Source organism: Methylomonas koyamae, from assembly GCF_019669905.1.
Lineage (GTDB): Bacteria > Pseudomonadota > Gammaproteobacteria > Methylococcales > Methylomonadaceae > Methylomonas > Methylomonas koyamae.
Genome location: NZ_AP019777.1, coordinates 2,404,050 through 2,424,698 on the forward strand (window position 1 = coordinate 2,404,050; position 20,649 = coordinate 2,424,698).

Annotated in this window: 1 protein-coding gene (cut by a window edge); it reads left to right on the forward strand. The window is 64.3% G+C overall.

The features are described from left to right. Positions 1 to 20,649 carry the 5' portion of a cadherin-like domain-containing protein gene (locus tag MKFW12EY_RS11000; protein ID WP_221054541.1) on the forward strand. 11,631 nt of this gene lie beyond the right edge of the window, so the window shows 20,649 of its 32,280 coding nt (coding positions 1-20,649); it begins with the start codon at positions 1 to 3; its stop codon lies beyond the right edge, outside the window.

Below are 20,649 nucleotides of genomic sequence, written 5' to 3' on the forward strand. Positions count from 1 at the left end.
ATGGCCAAAAAAACTAAAAAAAACCGGGGCAACCAGGTTAACCAACAAACGCCCGTTACCAATCCGCAACAGCTCGACGAGCTACTAGCGTCGCCGTTGGCGCGCTTGCTGAATTATTTGCGGCCTGCGCCAGCCGACACGCTGCCGCGCAAGCGCCCCGTCGTCGAAACCTTGGAACAGCGACTGTTGCTGTCGACTTCGCCGCTACCGCAACCGGCGTTCAATACCACGCTCAGTTACACTGCGTTGCCGACCGGCCCCACAGACGCCGTCTTGCAAATCGTCGATACCGGCGGACCCAATCTGACCTTGCAACTGTTGAATGGCGGTTCGGTCGTCGGCCAGGAATTGCTGGACGAAAATATCCGCGTCGCTTTCACCGGTTCGGCCTTCAACGACAAACTCACCGTCAACCTGAACTACACCGACAGCGACGGCAATCCGGCTTTTAGCCCGTTCGCGATCAAGATCGACTTCGACGGCGGCACCGATATTCCGGCATTGAGCGACGACCAATTGGTCATTCAGTCCGCCGGGCCGCACACTTACCAAAGCGGCGGCTTATTCGTCTCCAGTACCGACGATATTCAGGTGGGCGGGGTATTGCGTTCGGTGGGCGACATCGATTTGCAGTCGGCCGAAAAAATCGACGTTCTATCCGGCGCCAATTTGAACGGCCGCGACCTGAGATTGGCCGCAATCGCCAGCAGCACCGGCGGCATACTCGGCACCGACATCCAGGCCAACGCCAATACCAGCGTCAATCTGTTCGGCGCCACGCTGGCAGGGCGCAATATCGGCATCGACGCCCAGTCTACCGTCACGCTGGACAGCGAAGATACCGAACTGTTCGGCGGCCAGGTCAAGATCGGTGCGGTCGATGCCAACGCCAGTGCCGGCATCGCATTTTCCGGCGCCAACACCGTGACCGCCACCGGCACGCTGAATTTGGACGCATCCAGCAGCGTTACCAGCAAATTGGTCGCGGCGCCGGACAGCAGCAGCAACCAATCGGATAAAGATGCCGCCGTCGCCATCAGCCACGTCAACAGCAGCGCCAACATCAGAGTCGGCGGCAGCTCGGCCTTAACCGCAACCGGCGCGATGAACATCGCGGCCAACAACAGCGTCAACGCGCAGACCCATGCCGACGGCGGCGCCGGCGGTTCGTCGGGGACCGCGCTGGGCGGCACCGTCGCCGTCGCCGTAATCGGCGGCGACACCAAGGCCGACATTGCCGACAGCGCCTCGTTGAGCGCCAGCAGCGTCAACCTGACCGCCAACGCCTTACGCACGATAGACACCCAGGCCAAATCGACCCAGGGCGGCGCCACCAGCGGCTCGACTCAAACCACCGGCCAGCAAACCCTGCAACAGCAAGACGCCAAAACCAGCGACGGCTCGTTGGGCTTGGCGGCTGCGGTAGCGGTAACCAACGTCACCGGCGACAGCTCGATCGAAATTTCCACCAGCGGCGCGCTGAGCGCCGGTTCGGCGATGGCTTTCAATGCCGGCTCGACGCTGGCCGCACCGAACGGCGGCATCACCACGTTGGCCGACGGCTCCAACACGTCGGACAACGGCACCGGCATCGGTGCCGCCGCGGCGATCAATACCGCCAACGTCACCAGCCGCGTCCGCTTTTCCGGCGCGACCACTTTAACCGCTCCGGGCGGCGTCAACGCCCAAGCCACGCTGGTCAGCAGCGGTTTCGGCGCCCAAGCCACGGCCGGTGCCGGCGCTTCCGGCGTCGGCGTGGCCGGCGCGCTGGCGATCAATGTCGGCGTCACCAAAGCGGAGGCGGTACTGGGCGCCACGGCGAATTTGACTTTGAACGGCAACACCTCGCTGTCGTTGAAATCGCAAACCACGACCACCGATCTGGCCAAGGCCTATTCCAAAACCGATGCCGGCGACAATAGCGTCGGGGTCGGCGCCTCGGTCGCGATCAACGTGTCCGATACGATTTCCCGCGCGATTGCCGACACCTCGTCGCGCCTGGCCGGTGCCGGCGCGGTGCAGTTGGATGCCAAATCCAACAATACCGTCACCACCGCAGTCAAAGGCGGCGCTGCCGGCGGCAACGCCATTTCGCCGGCTGCCGCGATTACCGTGGCCACCAGCGATACGCTGGCGGAAGTGCGCAGCGCCAGCCAGAATCTGGCCGCGCAAAGCCTGATCGTCAACGCCGAGCACACCGGCATTGCCACGACCACGGCGGAAGGCGCCGCCAAAGGCAGCAATGTCGGGGTCGGCATGGCCTTGTCGTTCGCGTCCGCGGTCGATACCACCCGCGCCTTGCTGGATCGCTCGGCTACATTGGCCGGCGCGGCGACGGTCAGTGCCAAGAGCAAGCAGGCCTCGACCTCCACCGCCAAGGCCAGCGTCAAGGGCGGCAAGGAAGACGACGGCACTCAGGACGGCAAAGTCGACCAACAAACCGGTGCCCAGCGCGGCGTGGGCGACAGCGTCGCCGCCGGCAAAGGCGCCCGCAACAGCAGCAGCGCCGCGGCCAATCCCAAAGCTGAAACCGCCAACACGGATTCCACCGGCCAATCCAGCTCCGATTCGATTTCGGTGGCCGGAGCGGTCGCGCTGAATATCGCCGAAAGCAACGTACAAGGCAGCACCGGCGTCAACCGCACCGTCACCGCTAGCGGTTCGGTCGCGATCACTGCCTCCGCCAATCTCGACGCCGGCGCCAGCGCCGACGGCTCCGCCGTCTCCGACAGCGGCAGTGTCGGCGTTGGCGCCGCGGTGGCAATCAACGTCGGCACGGTCAACAACGAGGCCCGCATCGGTTCGGGCGGCAATATCAATGCCGCCGGCCTGACGTTGGAAGCCAAAACCGGCGGCAACGAAGCCACGCCGGAACATACGCTCACTGCCAAAGCCACCTCCGGCGCCGGTTCCGACAAAGTCGGCGTGGCTGGCTCGTTCGCGCTGAACGTCGCCAACGTCAACACGGTTGCCCACATGCCCGGCTTTGCCTCGGCGACGCTGAACGGCGGCGACTTACGGGTGCGGGCGGAAAGCAGCACCCGCACCGACGGCCAGGCCTTGCCGGAAAACAACGGCGCCCAGGGCGGCAGCGTCGGCGTCGGCGCCTCGGTGGCGTTGAACGTGGTCAACACCAAAACCGAAGCCAGCATCGCCGACGGCGCCGGTTTGAACGGCACCGCCGGCAACGTGCTGATCGAGGCGGTCGGTGCCCACAACGTCAAAACGGTCGCCAAAAACGGTGCCGGTGCCGGCGCTTCCGGTAGCGGCGATGGCGTCGGTGTCGGCGCCGGTGTGGCCTTGGCCATTGTCGACCACGACAAAACCGCCTATTTGGGCGCCGGCAATCTGGCTAGCGACACGCTCAACGCCAACGGCAGCGTAACGATACGCAGCGCCCACGCCTCGGCGGCGCAAACCGAAGCCGGCGGCGACGGTGCCGGCGGCAGCGTCGGCGTCGGCGCGTCGGTGGGTATCAACATCCTGTCCGACGATATTCGGGCCCAGGCGCTACGCTCGGTAGCGGCGGGCGGCGCGATCAGCGTCGAGAGCCAGATTGCCGCCGGCAACGTCAATACCGTCACCGCCAGCGCCCAGGGCAACAAATCCGAAGGCCGCAAAGCCGACGACGAGGCCAACCACCAAGTCAACAACAACCCGAACAACGGCGGCGACAAGTCGGTACCGAAGGCTCAGGACGGCGTCAGCGAAGGCAACCAGAAAAGCGACAGCGAATCCAGCAACAAATCGGCCGACGTCGGCGTGGCTGCCGCCATTGGCGTGTCTTACGCAGCGGTCGACAACCTGGCGGAAGTCGGTAGCGGCGTATCCTTGGTTTCCAGCGGCGGCGCGGTCAGGGTATCGGCCTTGGCCGATGTCGACGGCACGGTACTGGCGACCGGTACTGCGGTGGATTTGCAAACCCAAACTAACGTCGGCGCCGCGGTCGGCGTCAACGTGGCCGACGTGGAAAGCCGGGCGCGCACCGGCAGTAACGCCGTGCTGTCCGGTAGCAACGTAACCGTCGAAGCCCGCCACGGCGACGGCCAGCGTGCCGAATTCAAAACCTGGGCGCTGGCAGCGGCCGGCGGCAAGGACTACGGCGTGGCCGGCTCCGTCGCCGTCAACCGGGTCAGTTACGTAACCGAAGCCGCGCTCGGTGCCGGTGCCGTCATCAACGCCACCAATACCGCCAACGTGCTGGCCTACAACGAAATCGGCCTGCAAGGCCTGGCCGGCAGCGCCGGTTACGGCAAGAAAGCCGGCGTCGGCATCAGCGTTGCCGTTTCCATCGTCAATCCGACCACCACCGCCAGCGTCGGCGACGGCGCGCAGATCGACGCTGCCGGCGATACCACGATCCGCGCCCGCAGCGCGATCAATCCGCTGGCGATTCCGTTGGGCGAGGACATTCCGTTGTTGCCGGATTCGATCGACGCCACTTCGGTAGCGGCCGGGGTCGGCGGCAGCGATAGCGGTCCGGGCGTTGCCGGTTCGATTGTGGTCAATGTATTTACCGACAACACCACGGCCAGTGTCGGCCGCAACGTGCTGATCAACCAAAACGTCGCCGCGCCGCAATCCGGCCAGGATATTACTGTCGAAGCCCAGGATCTGACCCGCATCGTTTCGATCGCCGGCGGCCTGGCAGCCTCTTTCGATTCCAGCAGCGCAGCGGTCGGTGCCGGCGTCGACGTCGGCGTGTTAACGAAAACGACCCGTGCCAGCGTGGGCCGCGGCTCGCAGCTCAAGGCACGTAACGATATTACCGTGCACGCCAACGGCGGCGAGGACATTATTTCCGTGGCCGCCTCGGTGGCGGTCAGCAGCAACGTCGCCGCTTCGCCGTCGGTGTCGGTCTATGTCATCAACAGCACCACCCGGGCCGAGACCGAGAACGGCAGCAGCATTCTGCAACCCGGCACGACGCTGGATGCCGGCGGCAAGGCGGCCGTGCGTGCCGAAGGCACCCTGGATTTCGTTCCGGTGGCCGGTACCTTGGCGATAGGCACCGGTAGCGCCGGCGTCGGCATTTCCAATACCACGGTCGTGCACAACGATACGGTCGAAGCCCGCGTCGGCGACCGCGCGACCTTGCGCGCTGGCGGCGGTGCCGAAGTAGTCGCCAACTCTTACGAGGATTTGGTGACGATAGCGGCCGCCGGTTCCGGCGGTAGCAGCGCCGGCATAGCGGGTTCGGTCGCGGTCAACGTATTGACCGAAAACACTTTCGCCCGCATCGGCAACGGCGTCGCGTTCGACGTGACGCCGCCCGGATTGTCTTTGACCACGCCGGATCTGCGCGTTGAAGCCGACGCCAACACCGACATCGTTGCGGTCGGCGGCGCAGCCGGCTATGGCGGTTCGGCCGGCGTCACCGCCGGCGTCGTCGTCAACAAGCTGGCAAAGAACACCGAAGCCTCCATCGGCTCGGCGGCCGGCGGCGACGTGCGCGGCGACATTCAGGTCTTGTCCGACAGCGCCGAGAATCTGGTCGCGGTGGCGGCGTCTATGGGCGTCGGCAGCGGCGCCGGCATTGGCGGCTCGGTCGGCGTGCTGGTTGCCAACGTCACCACCCGCGCCTTTATCGGCGACGATCCGGACGATGCGGTCGCCAGTCTCGGCGCCGGCAATCTCCATGCCCGCGGCAGCATCCAGGTCGCCGCCAACGATATTCTGGACAATATTAACGTGGCCGGTGCGCTCAGCGTCGGCGGTTCGGCCGGTATCGGCGCCGCCGTCGGCGTACCGGTGGTCAGCAAACGGGTCGAAGCCTTCATCGGCGCCGGCGCCAACGTTTCCGGCGACGGCCAGAGCACACTGACGGTCGATACCGGCGGCTTTGCCATCGGCTATGAAACCGGCTTAGGCGACAAACCCGGCAACGTCGACGTGCAGGGCGGCCGCAAACCGACTCGCAACGACGCCCGCTTCGCGCCGCCCGATCTCGGCCAGATGGTCGATGCCGACAGCAACGACAGCCCGGACGGCATGGTCGATACCAACGGCGACGGCGTCGACGACCGCGCCGGCGATCCGATGTACAGCGGCTTGCGCGTTGCCGGCCTGGAAAAGCAAAGCGGTTTCAGCGGCGTTTCGGTGACGGCGACCAACCGCGACAGCGTCAGTAACTTTGTCATGGTCGGCGGTATATCGGGCGGCGTTTCGGTGGCGGTCGGCGCGGCGGTCAACGTGTTCGATTCGACGGCGCGGGCCTATATCGGCAACGGTGCCGCGGTCAATGCCGACCAAAGCGACGCAGCCGCCGGCCAACAGGTCAAGGTCGGCGCCGGCAACGATTTCTACCATCTACAAGTGGCCGGGGCGTTGGCGATTGCGCCTTACGCCGGGATTGCGCCGGCAGTCGGCGTCTCGGTCAACAATTTGACCACCGAAGCCTTCATCGGCGCCGGCGCCACGGTTAAAGCGGCCGACGACGTGCTGGTCGATGCGCGGGCAGCCGAAAACTATCTGCTGATCGGCGTCGCGGTCGGCGGCGGTATTGCCGGTATCGGCGGCGCGGTCACCGTGCCGGTGATCAACGACACCACCAACGCCTATATCGGCAACGGCGCCAGCGTCGTCGCCGGCGGCGATGTCGCGGTCACTTCGCGCGACGACACCAAGATTTTGGCCGTGTCCGGGGCCGGCGGCTTCGGTCTGGCCGGAGTCGGCGCGTCGGTCGGCGTGATGTCGATGACCAAATCCACCAACGCCTGGATCGGTAACGGCGCCGACGTCCAGGCCAACGCCTTCGGCAGCGGCGTGTCCGGCATCCTGGACGGTAGCGCCAACGGTACCGCCGGTTTCAATACCGGCAGCGCCCGCGGCGTCGTGGTGCAAGCCTTGTCCAACGAAAACGTCACCCATATCGCGATTGCCGCCGGCGGCGGCGTGGTCGGCGTGGCCGGCGGCGTTGCCGTGACGCTGATCGACAGCGATACCCGGGCCTGGATCGACAACAACGCCGTGGTCAACGGTCACAATAACCCGTTAACCACCTCCTCGGCGCAAGGCGTGACGGTGCGGGCAGGCAACCGGGTCGACACCTTCTCGTTTGCCGGCGGCTTGGCCGGCGGTCTGGTCGGTATCGCCGGTGCGGTCGATGTCGGCAGCATCAAAAACGATACGGCCGCCTTTATCCGCAGCGGCGCTCAGGTCAACGCGCGTAATTCCGTCGTGGTCGGCGCCCACCATCTGGACGAAAACGACGGTTTCACCATTTCGGCGGCCGGCGGTTTCGTCGGCGGCGCGGCGGCAGTCTCGGTTTGGTCGCTGGGCACGCCGCTGTCGGCCAATTACCAGAACAGCCAGGGCCAGAACGGCAGCGCCTTCAGCGGCAATGGCGGCAATCCGCAAAACCAGGCGGCCGACCAGGGCGGCGCCCGTACCAGCGACGTCGGCAATACCGTCGGCGGCTTCTCGCAAGGTAACGTCAACGACGGCCGTACCAGCGCCAACGAACGCATGGCCGGCATCGGCAAATCGGCACAAACTACGTTGTCGAATCGCGGACCCAGCGGTACTTCGTTACGCAATCTGATCGCCAGTAACGCCGTGCCGTCCGGCACCCAAGCCTACATCGAAAACGGCGCTATCGTCACTGCCGACGGCAATATCGTCGTCGAAGCCAAAGACGTGACCGATGCCAGCTTTTTGGTCGGCGGCGGTGGCGGCGGTTTCGTCGGCATCGGTGCCGCTATCGGCGTGTTGAATATCGCCAACAACGCCCGCGCCTCGGCCGGCGGCACGCTTCGCGCCGGCGGCCAGATCCGGGTCAACGGCGAGTTGGTCGAAGAGGTGGGCCAGACTTCGTTTGCGTTCGGCGGCGGTTTCGTCGGTCTGGGCGCGTCGGTGTCGGTAATCACCGACAAAAGCACCAACCATGCCTTTATCGCCGACGGAGCGGTGGTCGACAACGCCGCGGCTATCAATATCCTGGCGTCGACCAACCAAAGTTTCGATATCGATACCGACGGCGCCACGGTCGGCGCGGTCGCGGTCGGCGCTTCGTTCAGCAAGGTCGCGGTCGGTAACGATAATGCCACCGACACCTACGCCGGTATCGGCGCCAACGCCCGCATCGGCCAAGGCAGCGGCAGCGTCGGCGCCATCACGGTACAGGCCGCGTCGCGGATACACGTCACCCAGAATACTTTCGCAATGTCGGGCGGCGTGGTCGGCCTGACCTTCAATTTCGCCTTCGCCGATATCGCGCCCGACGTGCGCGCGACGATAGGCGACGGCAGCAAAATCAACAGTACGGCCGGCATCAAAGTGCTGGCCGGCACCGACCACAACGCCAAAGTCGAAGTATTCGGCCTCAGCGTCGGCGGCCTGGCCGGCGGCTTGAGCCTGGCCCGCGCCAATCTGGACGCCATCGTTGCCGCCCGTGCCGGCGGCGAGATTACCGCCGACAGTCTGGCGATAGGCGCCGGCCACAACGTCGATCCGGCTTCGATGCAAGCCATCCATCAGGTGGCGGGCGGCGGCGTGCGCGGCGCTTACGCCACTGCCGAGGCACCGGCAGTCGGTATTGCCACGGCGCAAGCCTCGTTGGCTAATGCGCTGTCCACCGCCGATGTCAGCGCCGCCATTGGTGCCGGCGCGGTGTTCAATATCGCCGGGTCGGCCAGCGTGCGCGCCGACGGCGTCAACCAGGCCAAGGCCAAAGGCCGTTCCATCAGCGTCAGTTTGGTCGGCATGGGCTTGTTGAACGCCACCGCTACCGCGTCCGGCGACGACAAGGCAACGGTCGGCGGAGGCGCCAAGATCAAAGCCGGCAGCCTGTCGCTGCAGGCCAACGGCATCGACCATGCCGACGCCGACAACGATTCCACCGATATTTCCGGTTTGGGTAATATCGGCTTCAGTATCGCCAGTGCCACGGTCGATCCGTCGGTCGGCGCCCGGGTAGGCGAGGGCGCCAACCTGGATATCAGCGGCAATTTGACGCTGCGCGCGTCCGCAATCACCGACGGCGACGCCACTGCACGCCGCACCGGCCTGTCCTTCGGCGGCGATTTCGGCATGATCAAGGGCAATTCGACTGTGACCCCGGATGTGGCGGCGATGATCGATTCCAGCGCCGCCAATCCGACCGTGGTCAAAGCCGGCGCGGTGGATATTGAAGCCACCCACGGCTCGCCGGTGGCGATGTCCGACGGCACGCTGGCCAGCATCGACACCAATGCCGACCTGCTGACCACCTCGGCGCCGCACGGCCTGAAAACCGGCGACCGCATTACCTATACTACCAACGGCAATCCGGCTATCGGCGGCCTAGTCGCCGACCGCAGCTACGGCGTCATCGTGTTGAACGATACCGTGGTCAAATTGGGCAATCCGTTCGTGGCGGAAAACGTCAACGACGCGTTCGACACGATACGTTTCAGCACCCAGCATGGCCTGCAGACCGGCGATCTGCTCGAGTACGGCCACAAGTTCGGCGACGGCGCCAGCGCCATCGGCGGTTTGTTAAACGGCGTCAAGTATTACGTGCGGGTGATCGACTCGCTGACGGTGAAATTGGGGACTTCATTGGCCCAGGTCACGCAAGGCTTGAAGTCGTTCCAGGTTTCCGCGGTGGACGCCGCCAGTAACGTCGTTACCCTGGCCAACCACGGCTTCAGCAACAACCAGGCCGTGACCTATCGCGCGCCGCGCACCGCCAGCTTCAACGGTTATGCGGTAGACGATGCCGCCGAGAAAATCGCCATCGGACCGGCGCCGAACGGCAACGACTTCCAGACCGGCGACCGCGTGACTTACACGGTCAGCGGCGTCGACGGCCGGGCAGCGGTCGCGATCGGCGGCCTCAGCAACGGCGGCAGCTATTACGTTTACCGGGTCGATGCCGAAACGGTGAAATTGTCGACTGCGGCAATCAAAAACGACGGTACCGACGTGTTCGTCAATTTGACCCGCAGCAGCGGCGCCGACCAATCCTTGCACAAGCTGACCCGGTTCGGCGAAAAAGCCATTACCGGCCTGGAAGACGGCCGCACCTATTACGTCAAAACCATAGACGCCAACCAATTCCAATTGTCTGCTTCGGCCGGCGGTGCCGCCATCGACGTCAATACCACCGGCGTTGCCGGCGTGCAGTATATCGGCGTCGAAGGTATCGACCTGTCCGGAGCCGGCGTCCAAGGCCAGCATTATCTGGCGGTCGATTTGAGCGGTGGCTTGAGCGGCAACCAACGTCTGGCCGGTGCCGGCGGTTTGATCGCGACGCCGGACCAATACGGCATCAACGGTATTTCCTACGCCAACGGCATAGGCCCGTCCTTCGCGTTACTGATTTCCGGCGTCGGCGCCCACGCCGGCGTCGACGTCAAACCGGATGTCGATGCCGGTACCGGCGAAGGCGCGCGCATCACCGCCACCGGCGACGTCAACATCAAGGGCTTGACCTACGGCAATACCGAGAGCTATGCCGGCGCCACCACCGGCGCCTTCCTCGGCAGTCTGGGCTTCTCCGGCGTGCGGATGAATCTGCAACAAAATACGCTGGCCAACGTCGGCGCCGGCTCGGCGATAGAGGCCGGCGGCAATATTGCGGTCTGGGCCGAAAACCAGCACACGGCATTCGGTACCTCGTTCGCCGGCGGCGGCGCGGCCGGCGTCTCGGTGACCGGTGCCAAGGCGGTAGTCGAAGCCTTGCCGGTGACGCTGGCCAATATCGGCAGCGGCGCCAATCTGCACGCCAAAGGCAATATCGACATCAGCTCGCGGATGGGCGCAAAAGGCGCGGTCAAGGCCGATTCCTATGCTTACGCCGGACTCGGCTCCGGCGGTTCGGCCGAATCGTTCTGGTCCATCGGGGGCGCGGTCAACGATTTCAGCTCGGCGCCGATCAACACCACGGTCAACCTGGATGCCAATGCGAATATCCGGGCCGACGATAATCTGAACCTGTATGCGCTGGTGTCCGACGTCGATATCGCTACCCGCACCGAATCGTCGGCCGCATCGATCTTTTATTCCGATCCCGACGCCGAGTCGCGCACGCTGATCAACTCGATTGCGCTGATTACCGCCAAGGCCGGCGCCCAGGCCATCGGCGTCAACAGTTTCGACGCGGTGGCCCGCCACAACAACGTCGGCATGTACACCCGCGCCTATGCCGAGGGCGGCAGCGCATTCGGCGCGCCGGATGCGGACGCCTGGGGCATCCAGCGCAATCTGTCGCGCATCATCACCGACGCCGGCTCCGCGTTCGGCAGCAAAGACCTCAAGGTCGAGGCCAGCATCTACAGTCCGCGCAACCAGGTCTACCAAGCCGCGCCGGGATTTTCCCTGGCCGTCTGGGACGACCGCGGCGACGTGCATCCGGAATACAGCTTCAACCGCCACATTACCTTCAACGGCGACGTGATCTTGTTGTCGGCGCCGACGCCGGAACTGTTGATAGACGCCAACGGCAATATCGCCGTGGCCGAAGGCGTCGATGCGGTAGACGAGGGCAGCCGTATCGTCGTCAACAATTTGAGTAACAACGGCAACGCCGGCAAAGCCGTGTTCGACGTGGCGCCGATGAATGTCAACGGTAACCCGATCTTCGGCACCATCGACGGCAACCAAGGCACCGTGCGCGTGCGCCACACCTGGGAAACGGTGGAATTGACCAATCTGTCGTCCAAGGACTTGTGGGTCAATGCGATCGATCCGGTCGACCGTACCGGCCGCGCCAAAGTCGCGATCAACGCCGACGACAACCAGTACCGCTTCGACATCGCCCACGAATTTGCGCCGACAGTGATCGATATCGCCAATCTGGGCTTGGGCGGCGCTCCGGCCATCGTATTGAACGGTCTGATCGACAATCCGATCGGCGTTACCCGCGTGGTCAATAGCCGCGGCGACGTGTTGGGCAGCAATACCGGCAAAATTCGCAGCAACAAAACCGAGATCCAGGCCGCCGGCAACATCGGCCAAAATCCGCCGTTGGTGCTCGGTTCGACTTCGTTCGGCCGCCTGGACCTGGAGTTGGTGCAAAGCGCAGGCCGTACCACCGATTTGAACACCCAAAGCGGCGGCTACCAAAGCATGCGCCTGCGCGGCCTGGACCGCGATCCGGCCGGCGGATTGTTCGAATTGAACCTGGGCACGCTGCAAGCCGGGTCAGACATCGACCTGCTGGTACTGCCGACTTTGGAACAACTGGTCGTCGCCAACGCGCCGGCCGGTTATCTGGTCGATGTCTCCGAATACCAGCCGACATACGACCAGGTTTACGGCAACTCCGATCCCGATACCGCGCCGTTCGGCACTACCACCACCGCCTACGTCGACCATTACAAACCGGACGGCAGCGGACCCGACTTCGTCGCGCCGGTCAATATCTTCGGTACCGGCAACACCCCGGTCGATACCCACCTGCGCGTCGGCATGCTGAAAGCCGGCGGCAACATCAACGTCGTCGCCAATTACGGCAGCACCCGCATCGACATTACCGCCAATACCAATTTGACCGGCCTGGGCCGGATCGACGTCTTTACCAACGGTAACGTGATTTTGACCGAGACCGAAGGCAACTTGCGCGCCGGTACCATCACTTCGACTCAGAACGATGTGGTGTTGACCGCCGCCGCAGGCATCGTCGATGCCCAGGGCGATGCCGGCGCCGACGTCCTCGGCAACAACATCACGCTGACCGCGCAGGCCGGCGCCATCGGTTCGTTCCTGAACGATCTGGAATTGGATACCGCCTATTCGGCCGCCGGCGAACTGACCGCCCACGCCACTTCCGATGTTTACATTCAGGAAATGACCGGCAGCCTGGTGGTTAACCAAGCGGTCGCGACGGCCGGCGATTTGCGCCTGACCAGCAAAGACAGTGCCGCCGCCGGCGAAGACATCATCGTCGCGGCCGGCAAGCTGGTGTCGGCGCTGGCCGGCTCGGTCACGCTGCAATCCGGCGACTCGCTGTTGTTGAACGGCGGCGTGTTGGCGTTGACCAATCTGTTCTTCAACGTCGACCACCGCAACGCCGACCGCGGCGTCGGCGGCAACGTCAACTTGCGCAACGCCACTTTGGCCGGCAGCGCCTTACGCTTGCGCGGCGATGAAGACGACGATCTGCTCGATGCTGACGGCGTCGCCATCGCCGTCGTAGCCTACGGTTACGGCGGCGCCGACCAAATCTATGGTGGCCTGTTGGCCGACGATTTGTACGGCGGAGAAGGCGCGGATTACATCAGCGGCGGCAACGCCGACGATTTGATCGTGGCCGGCGGCGGTATCGGCGACGTTCTGTTGGGCGGTAGCGGCGACGACTTGATCTACGGCTCTGCCGACGGCGCCGACAGCGACCCCAATTTTGCCGACGCGGTGCGCTTCGGCGACTACATCGACGGTGGCGCCGGTGCCGACCGGATTTATGCGCTGGGCGGCGCCGACGACATTCTGGGCGGCGACGGCGCAGACTGGATCGACGCCGGCGCCGGCAACGACCGGGTACAGGGCGGCGCGAGCGCCGATTTGATTTACGGCCACCTCGGCAACGACCTGATATACGGTTTCGCCGTCGTCAGCGACGGCGACGACAACGCGCTGGACCAACTCTACGGCGAGTGGGGCAACGACCAAATCGTCGGCGGCGGTGGCGACGACTATATCGACGGCGGTTACGGTAACGACGTGTTGACCGGCAATGCCGGCAACGACCGCTTGCTGGCCGGTTATGGTTTGAACACGCTGAACGGCGGCGACGGCAACGATTTGTTGTACGGTTCCGACGACGGCGCCGACACTATGAACGGCAACGCCGGCGACGACCGGATTTGGGGCTATGCCGGCAACGACAATATCGACGCCGGCAGCGGCGAAGATATGGTGGACGGCGGCGGCGGCGACGATTTGATCGTCGGCGGTGCCGGCAGCGACGTGCTGCTGGGCGGTGCCGACCACGATACCTTGTACGGCCATAGCCTGAGCGGCGCCGGCGACGACAACGCGGTCGACTGGTTGTATGGCGACTTCGGCACCGGCGGTAACGAAGCCGGCTCTGGCCGCGACCACTTGTTCGGCCAGGGCGGCAACGACCTGCTGTACGGCGAAGGCAACGACGACTTGATCGAGGGTACTGCCGGATTCAACCAAAACGAGACCTCGGGCGGTGCCGGTAATCTGATCGATTTCGGCAATGCCGGCGACAATGCCGCTTTCGCGGCGCCGGCTGCAACCCCGGCCCCGGCGTTGCACGCAATCGATTACAGCAATAGCCGGGCCGCGGCCAGCTTGCCGGATTACGCCGTGCAGCGCGGCCGCTGGGCCGATCTGGCCGGCGCCGCCGGCGAAGACGGCTTGTCCGGCAGCGGCGGACTGTCCACCGATCCGGCAATTGCGGTAGCGGCGTCCGGCTCGCAATTCATTGCCTGGACCGACACCCGCAGCGGCAACCCGCAAGTCTTGGTGGCGCAATTGGTCGGCGGCGCCTGGGTGCAACTGGGCGGCAGCGCCAGCGGCGATGCGCTCGGCGCCGGCGTGTCCAAAACCGTCGCCGAAGCGGCGCGGCCCAGCATTGCCATAGACGCCAGCGGCGCGCCCGTCGTAGCCTGGACTGCCGAGCACAACGGCCAGCGCGACATTCGCGTGGCCCGCTGGAATTCCGCCGCCGGCACCTGGGAAGCCTTGGGCACCTCGCTGGCCGAGGCCGGCATTTCCGCGACCGGTACTGCCGGCGCGGCCAAATTGGTGGTTACCGCTAACGGCCCGGTGGTCGCGTGGCTGGACGGCAGTGCCGGCGCCCAGCGCCTGTATGCCCGCAGCTTCGTCGGCGGGGTCTGGCAGGAAAGCGCGGCCGGTTCGGCCAGCGGCAACGGCATCGCCGGCGGCACGCTCAGCGCCGATCTGCGCGATCTGGCCCTGGCCAGCGACGGTAACCGGGTCGCTGTGGCCTGGAGCGAGATGGTGTCCGGCGTCCGCCAAATTTATCTGCGCGAACTGAGCGGCGGCGCCTGGAACGCGCTGTCCGGTTCGGCCAGCGGCAGTGGCGTCAGCGGCATCGCCGATCCGGACTTGGCCGGCAGCATCAGCCACAACGCGATGCCGAGCTTGAGTTATTTCAACGGCCAGTTGTTCGCCGCTTGGCAAACCCATTCCGACCAAGGCGCCGCCGTCGCGGTGGCGACCTTTGCCAATACCCCGGCCCGCACTCTGGCGCTGGTCGATACCATCGCCGCACCGGAATTGCCGGCCTCGCCGTCGCTCAGCGCCGGCGGCGATGCTTTGCGTTTGTTGTGGGTGCGGCAACCGCTGGAAAATCAACCAACCGATCTGTACGCGATGCGCTACAACGGCAGCCATTTCGTTGCCGAATTGCCTGGCGAAGCCAGCCCCGGCGGTTTCAGCCGCAGCGGCGGTATCGCCACGCAACTGGTTGCCGCCACCGACGCAACCGGCCGGACCAGCGTGGCCTGGCTGGATGCGATCAGCGGCCAGCCGGAAATTCATGCCCGCGGCATGAGCGCGACGGTAAGCCGCACTTTCTACGCCAATAGCGTCACCGGCATTCAGGCGATTCTGGACGGCAACGATTTGGCCGCCGGCGACTTCATCGTCGTCAACGGCAGCGTCAACGGCGACGTAACGATTGCAGCCGGCGATGCCGGCGTGGCCATCGTCGGCGCTCCGGGTTCGCGCATCGTCGGTTCGGTGACGGTAGCGGCCGGGGCCAATAACGTCCTGCTGCAAGGTCTGGACATTTCCGGCACGGTGACGGTGCAAGGCGCCAACGGCTTTACCTTGACCGAATCCAAAGCCGGCGCGGTAACGCTGCAAGGCGGCGCCAACGCCCAGATCACCGCCAACCAATTGAGCGGCAATCTGACGCTGCAGGGCGCGGTCAACGCTGCGTTGATCGATTCCAACCGGATCAATGCGGCCACCGGCCTGGATCTGCAAGCCGGTGCCGCGGTCAGCAATTTGACCGTCAGCCGTAACAATTTCCAAGGTACCAACGGCATCGCGTTAAACGCCGCAGCCAGCGGCCGCATCCGCGACAACAGCATCAGCGCCAGCGCGACCGGTCTGAATATCGCCGCTGCGTTCAGCGGCTTGATCGACGGCAACCGGATCGCCAATGCCGGCGTCGGCGTGCGCTACGATGCCGCAGCGGCATTGGCCGGCAACACCATCAGCAACAACACGGTCGGCATTCGGACCACGGTGGCCGGCAACAGTACCGGTTTGGGTTTCGTGGCCGGTTCCGGCGTCAACGACTTGGTCGGCAACGCGACCGGCATTCAGGCCGTGGCCGCCCAATTCCAGCAACAGCACGTGCGCGGCGGCAACGTCGGCGTGACCGGCTCCGGCATTATCGGCGGCACCTCGTTGGATCTGGCCAACCTGATCGAAGGCGCTGCTACTGGTATCGCCAATTTCACCGGTATCGTTCAATACAGCCGGATCAGCGGCAACGGCGTCGGTATCGACGTGACCTCGGCCATGAGCGGTTTGAAAGTCTGGCACAACCTGATTTACCGCAATACCACCGCGGCATTGCGGATCACCGGTGCCAACGATATCCGCATTTACCAAAACACCTTCTACGCGCCCAGCGGCGACAACATTCGGATTCAGGGCGCCAGCGCCAACGTCGAGATTCAGGGCAACATCCTGTGGGCGGAAGCCGGATACGACATTTACGTCGCCAACGACTCGCAATCCGGCTTCTACAGCGACTACAACAATCTGTACAAAACCGGCAGCGGCAAACTGGTTTATTGGACCAAAGACTTCGCCGACGTATTGGATTGGCAGGCCGACGTGGCCCGCTACGATTTGCATTCGATCGGCGCCACCGTGGTCAATCCGAAATGGGCGGAACCGCGTTTCGTCGACCGGGCGGCCGACGATTACCGCCTGTACGACGTGGTGGCCGGCTTGCGCTTCACCAGCCCGGACCTCGACGCCTCCAACGTCCTGCTCGACCAGGCGGTACCGCCGCATTACCTGAATCTGATCAACAACAGCGGCTTCGAAACCGGTCTGAACGGCTGGACCGTCAACAACGGCGGCGCCATCAAAACCGGTTCGCCGTCAGCTTACGAAGGTAGCCAGTATTTCAACGCCGGCAATATCGAGCAAGGCTTTGCCGAGCAAAGCATCAACCTATTGACGGCCGGATTCACGGTACAACAGATCGATTCCGGCCTGCTGGACTTAGCCTTCGGCGGCCGGGTCCGCGCCGCGGCCGAGGCGCCGCGCGATGCCGGTAGCGTGTCCTTGATTTTCCTCGACGCGGCCGGCAACGAATTGCGCCGGCAGGATGTCGAGGCGTTGAATACCGCCGACCGCTGGGAACTGGTCGGCGCCAGAGTTACCGCGCCGGTCGGCGCCCGCTTCGCGGTATTGCGTTTCGCCGCCGACCGCAACAGCGGCAGCAGCGACGACGTTTGGTTCGATACCGGCTTTGTCTACCAGGTGGCCGACAGTTACGTCGCCAATCTGGGCGCATACGGCGCCGGCACCCACGAGCCGGCGACCACGACCGCACCGCGCATCGAATTGCGCTTCCCGGACATGTACACCGATTGGGAGAAAAACGAACCGGTGGCGATCCGTTGGGAAACACTGAACAATCTGGCGAATTCGCCGGTGCGCATCGATCTGTTGCAAGACACCGCCGACGGTCCGCGGCTTGTAACCAATATCGTCGCGTCTACCCCGGACGACGGCAATTTCATCTGGATTCCGGCCAACAGCGGTATCGACTTCGGTACCAAAGGCTTGCGCATCCAGGTCTCGCTGGTCAATGCGCCGGCGGTGATCGACCGTAGCCAGGAAACCTTCAGCGTACCGGAAGACGGCCAAAATTACTACGTCGACGACCAAAGCAACGTCGGCGATGCCTATACGCCGGGCGCGGTCGGCGACAACCGCAACACCGGCAAGACCGCCGCCACGCCGAAACCGAATCCGGTCAACGTGTTCCGCGCTTACGATCTGAAAGCCGGCGACACGCTGTATATCGACACCGGCGATTACCCGATGATCGATCCGATCGCGGTGTCCGGCACCGTCGACGTCAGTCTGGTCGCGGGTCCGGGCATGGGCCGCGACGAGGGCTTCACCATCACCGGCCCGGCCGACACCAGCCTGATCGCCAAATTGTTCCCGGCCATTCCGGGCGACCGCAGCCGGGCTTTGATCGACTTGAACGACGCCGACTTCGTCAGCGTCAACCATTTGACCTTGCAAAATGCCCAGCGCGGCCTGTACGTTCACGACGGCTCCGACAGTTTCAGCGCCAGTTACCTGACCGCCAGCGGCCACGCCCAGCAGGGTATTTCTATCGCCACCGCCTCGCAGTTCGGCGATCTGGACCATCTGGCCAGCTTCAACAACCAGGCCGGCGGCGTCGTGGTCAGCGGCAACATCCGCGCGCTGACCAATTCCGTGGCTTATGCCAATACCGGCGACGGTTTCAACGTCAGCGGCGCTATCGAAACGGCCAGCGCAAACATCGCCTACAACAACAGCGATTGGGGCTTCGAGTTCAGCCAACCGGGCGCGGCGGCCATCGTCCGTAACCAGTCCTACAATAACCGGGCCGGCATCCACGTCAGCAACAGCAGCGCCGGCATCGCCCGGATCGGCGACGACGATCTGGCGGCCGGCAACGGCAACCTGGTCTACAACAACCGCGACGGCGGCATCTACGCCTACTACGGCGCGCTGGTGGCCGGCAACACGGTTTATGGCCATCTGACCAGCGGCGCCTGGGGCATTTACGGCTACAGCAACGTCACCACTCGTTCCAACGTGGTCTACGGCAATACCCAGGGGATTTACGCCTGGTTCGGCAGCGTCGAAACCAATCGGGTTTACGCTAACAGCGCCGACGGCGTGCGCACCGAGAATTCGGATGTGGTCGGCAACGTAATTTATTCGAATGCGGTCGGCTTGCGCGTCGGCCAGAATTACAACACGCCGCGTACCGGCCGTAACAACCTGATTTACGCCAATAGCCAAGCCGGGGCCTTGCTCAGCGGCGACCGTTTTACCTTTATCAATAACACCGTGGTGCAACCTCTGGGCGATGCGCTGCGGGTCAGCGACGCCAGCAACACCGGCGTGTTCAATAACATTATCGGTGCGGACACCGGTTATACCATCAGCGTGGCGTCCAACAGCCAAGTCGGTTTCCAAGCCGATTACAACTTGTTCCTGCCGCGCAGCTCCGGCGTATTCGGCCAATGGCAGGGCATCGACCGGGCCAACCTGACCAGTTGGCGCTCCGCCTCGTTCACCGACGCCAACAGTCTGGTGGCCGACCCGCATTTCGCCGACGCCGATGGTGCCGACAACCAATTGGGTTATGTCGATGTCACTCAAGACGGCCGCGACGACGATTTCCACGAAAGCAGCGCTTACGGCGGCTTTGCCGGCGGTAGCGGTTTGGCGCCGGTGCGTAGCACGACGACCAATCTGCCGGTCATGATTGCCGCCTCGGCTTTTACCGCCACCGTGCAATCGGCTGCCATCGACCGCGGCCGCGCCAGCGACGCTTACGCCAACGAACCGGCGCCGAACGGCGGTTACATCAACATCGGTGCCTACGGCAACACGGCCCAGGCCGGCCGCAGCCCGGCGCAGTACATCACCGTGTTGTCGCCTAACGGCGGCGAACGCATCGGCCAGGACAGCGCGGTCGAAATTCGCTGGCGTTCGTTCGGCTTCGGCGGCAACGTCAACATCGAATACCGCGGCGGCAGCGCTGGCGATTTCACCACGCTGGCCAGCGGCGAAGCCAACGACGGCAGTTTCAACTGGGCGGTGAATGCCGGCCTGTTCAACGCCGCCAGCGATTACCAAATCCGGATCAGTTCGGTCGACGTTCCGGCCATAGACGATGCCAGCGACAGTAATTTCTCGGTGATCGCCCCGATCACTTACTACTACGTCAACGACAATTCGCTGACCGGCGACGAATACACCAGCGCGGTCGGTAACGACGCCAACGACGGCTTGTCGCCGGACCAACCGAAGGCGTCGATCCGTGCAATTCTCGATACCTACGATTTGAAACCGGGCGACGTGGTGCTGGTCGATGCCGGCTTATACAGCCTGGGCACCAACATCTTTGTTACCGCCCAAGACAGCGGCGTAACGATTCGCGGTGCGGTGGAACACGAGACGCGTTTGGACCGTGGCAACAAGAACAGCGGCGCTTACGTATTCGAGTTGCAAGGAGCGGACGACGTCAGTCTGGAGCACTTATCGATCACCGGCGGTTACGGCGGCATCCAAGCGGCCAACGGCCAGGACAGCGACCACCTGAGCCTCATCGACAGCCGGGTGTGGAACAACAACTACGCGATCAGCATCGACACCAGCAACGACTTCTTCGTACTGAGCGGCAGCGTGGTCGAATACAGCGCCAACCGCGGCGTCTACGTCAACGGCAGCGATGCCTTGATCGAAGGCAACGAAATCGCCCGCAACAGCGGCTGGGGCATCGACATCAGCGGCTCGCGCGGCCGGGTGCTGAACAACAGCGTCTACGCCAACAGCAGCGGCGGCATCAACGCCAGCGTCAACAACGGCTGGAACAACCGCATACTGGTGCAAGGCAACCGTTCCTTCGACAACGCCAGCGGCACCAACATCGCCGGCTACTACAACAGCGAAGTGCGCGGC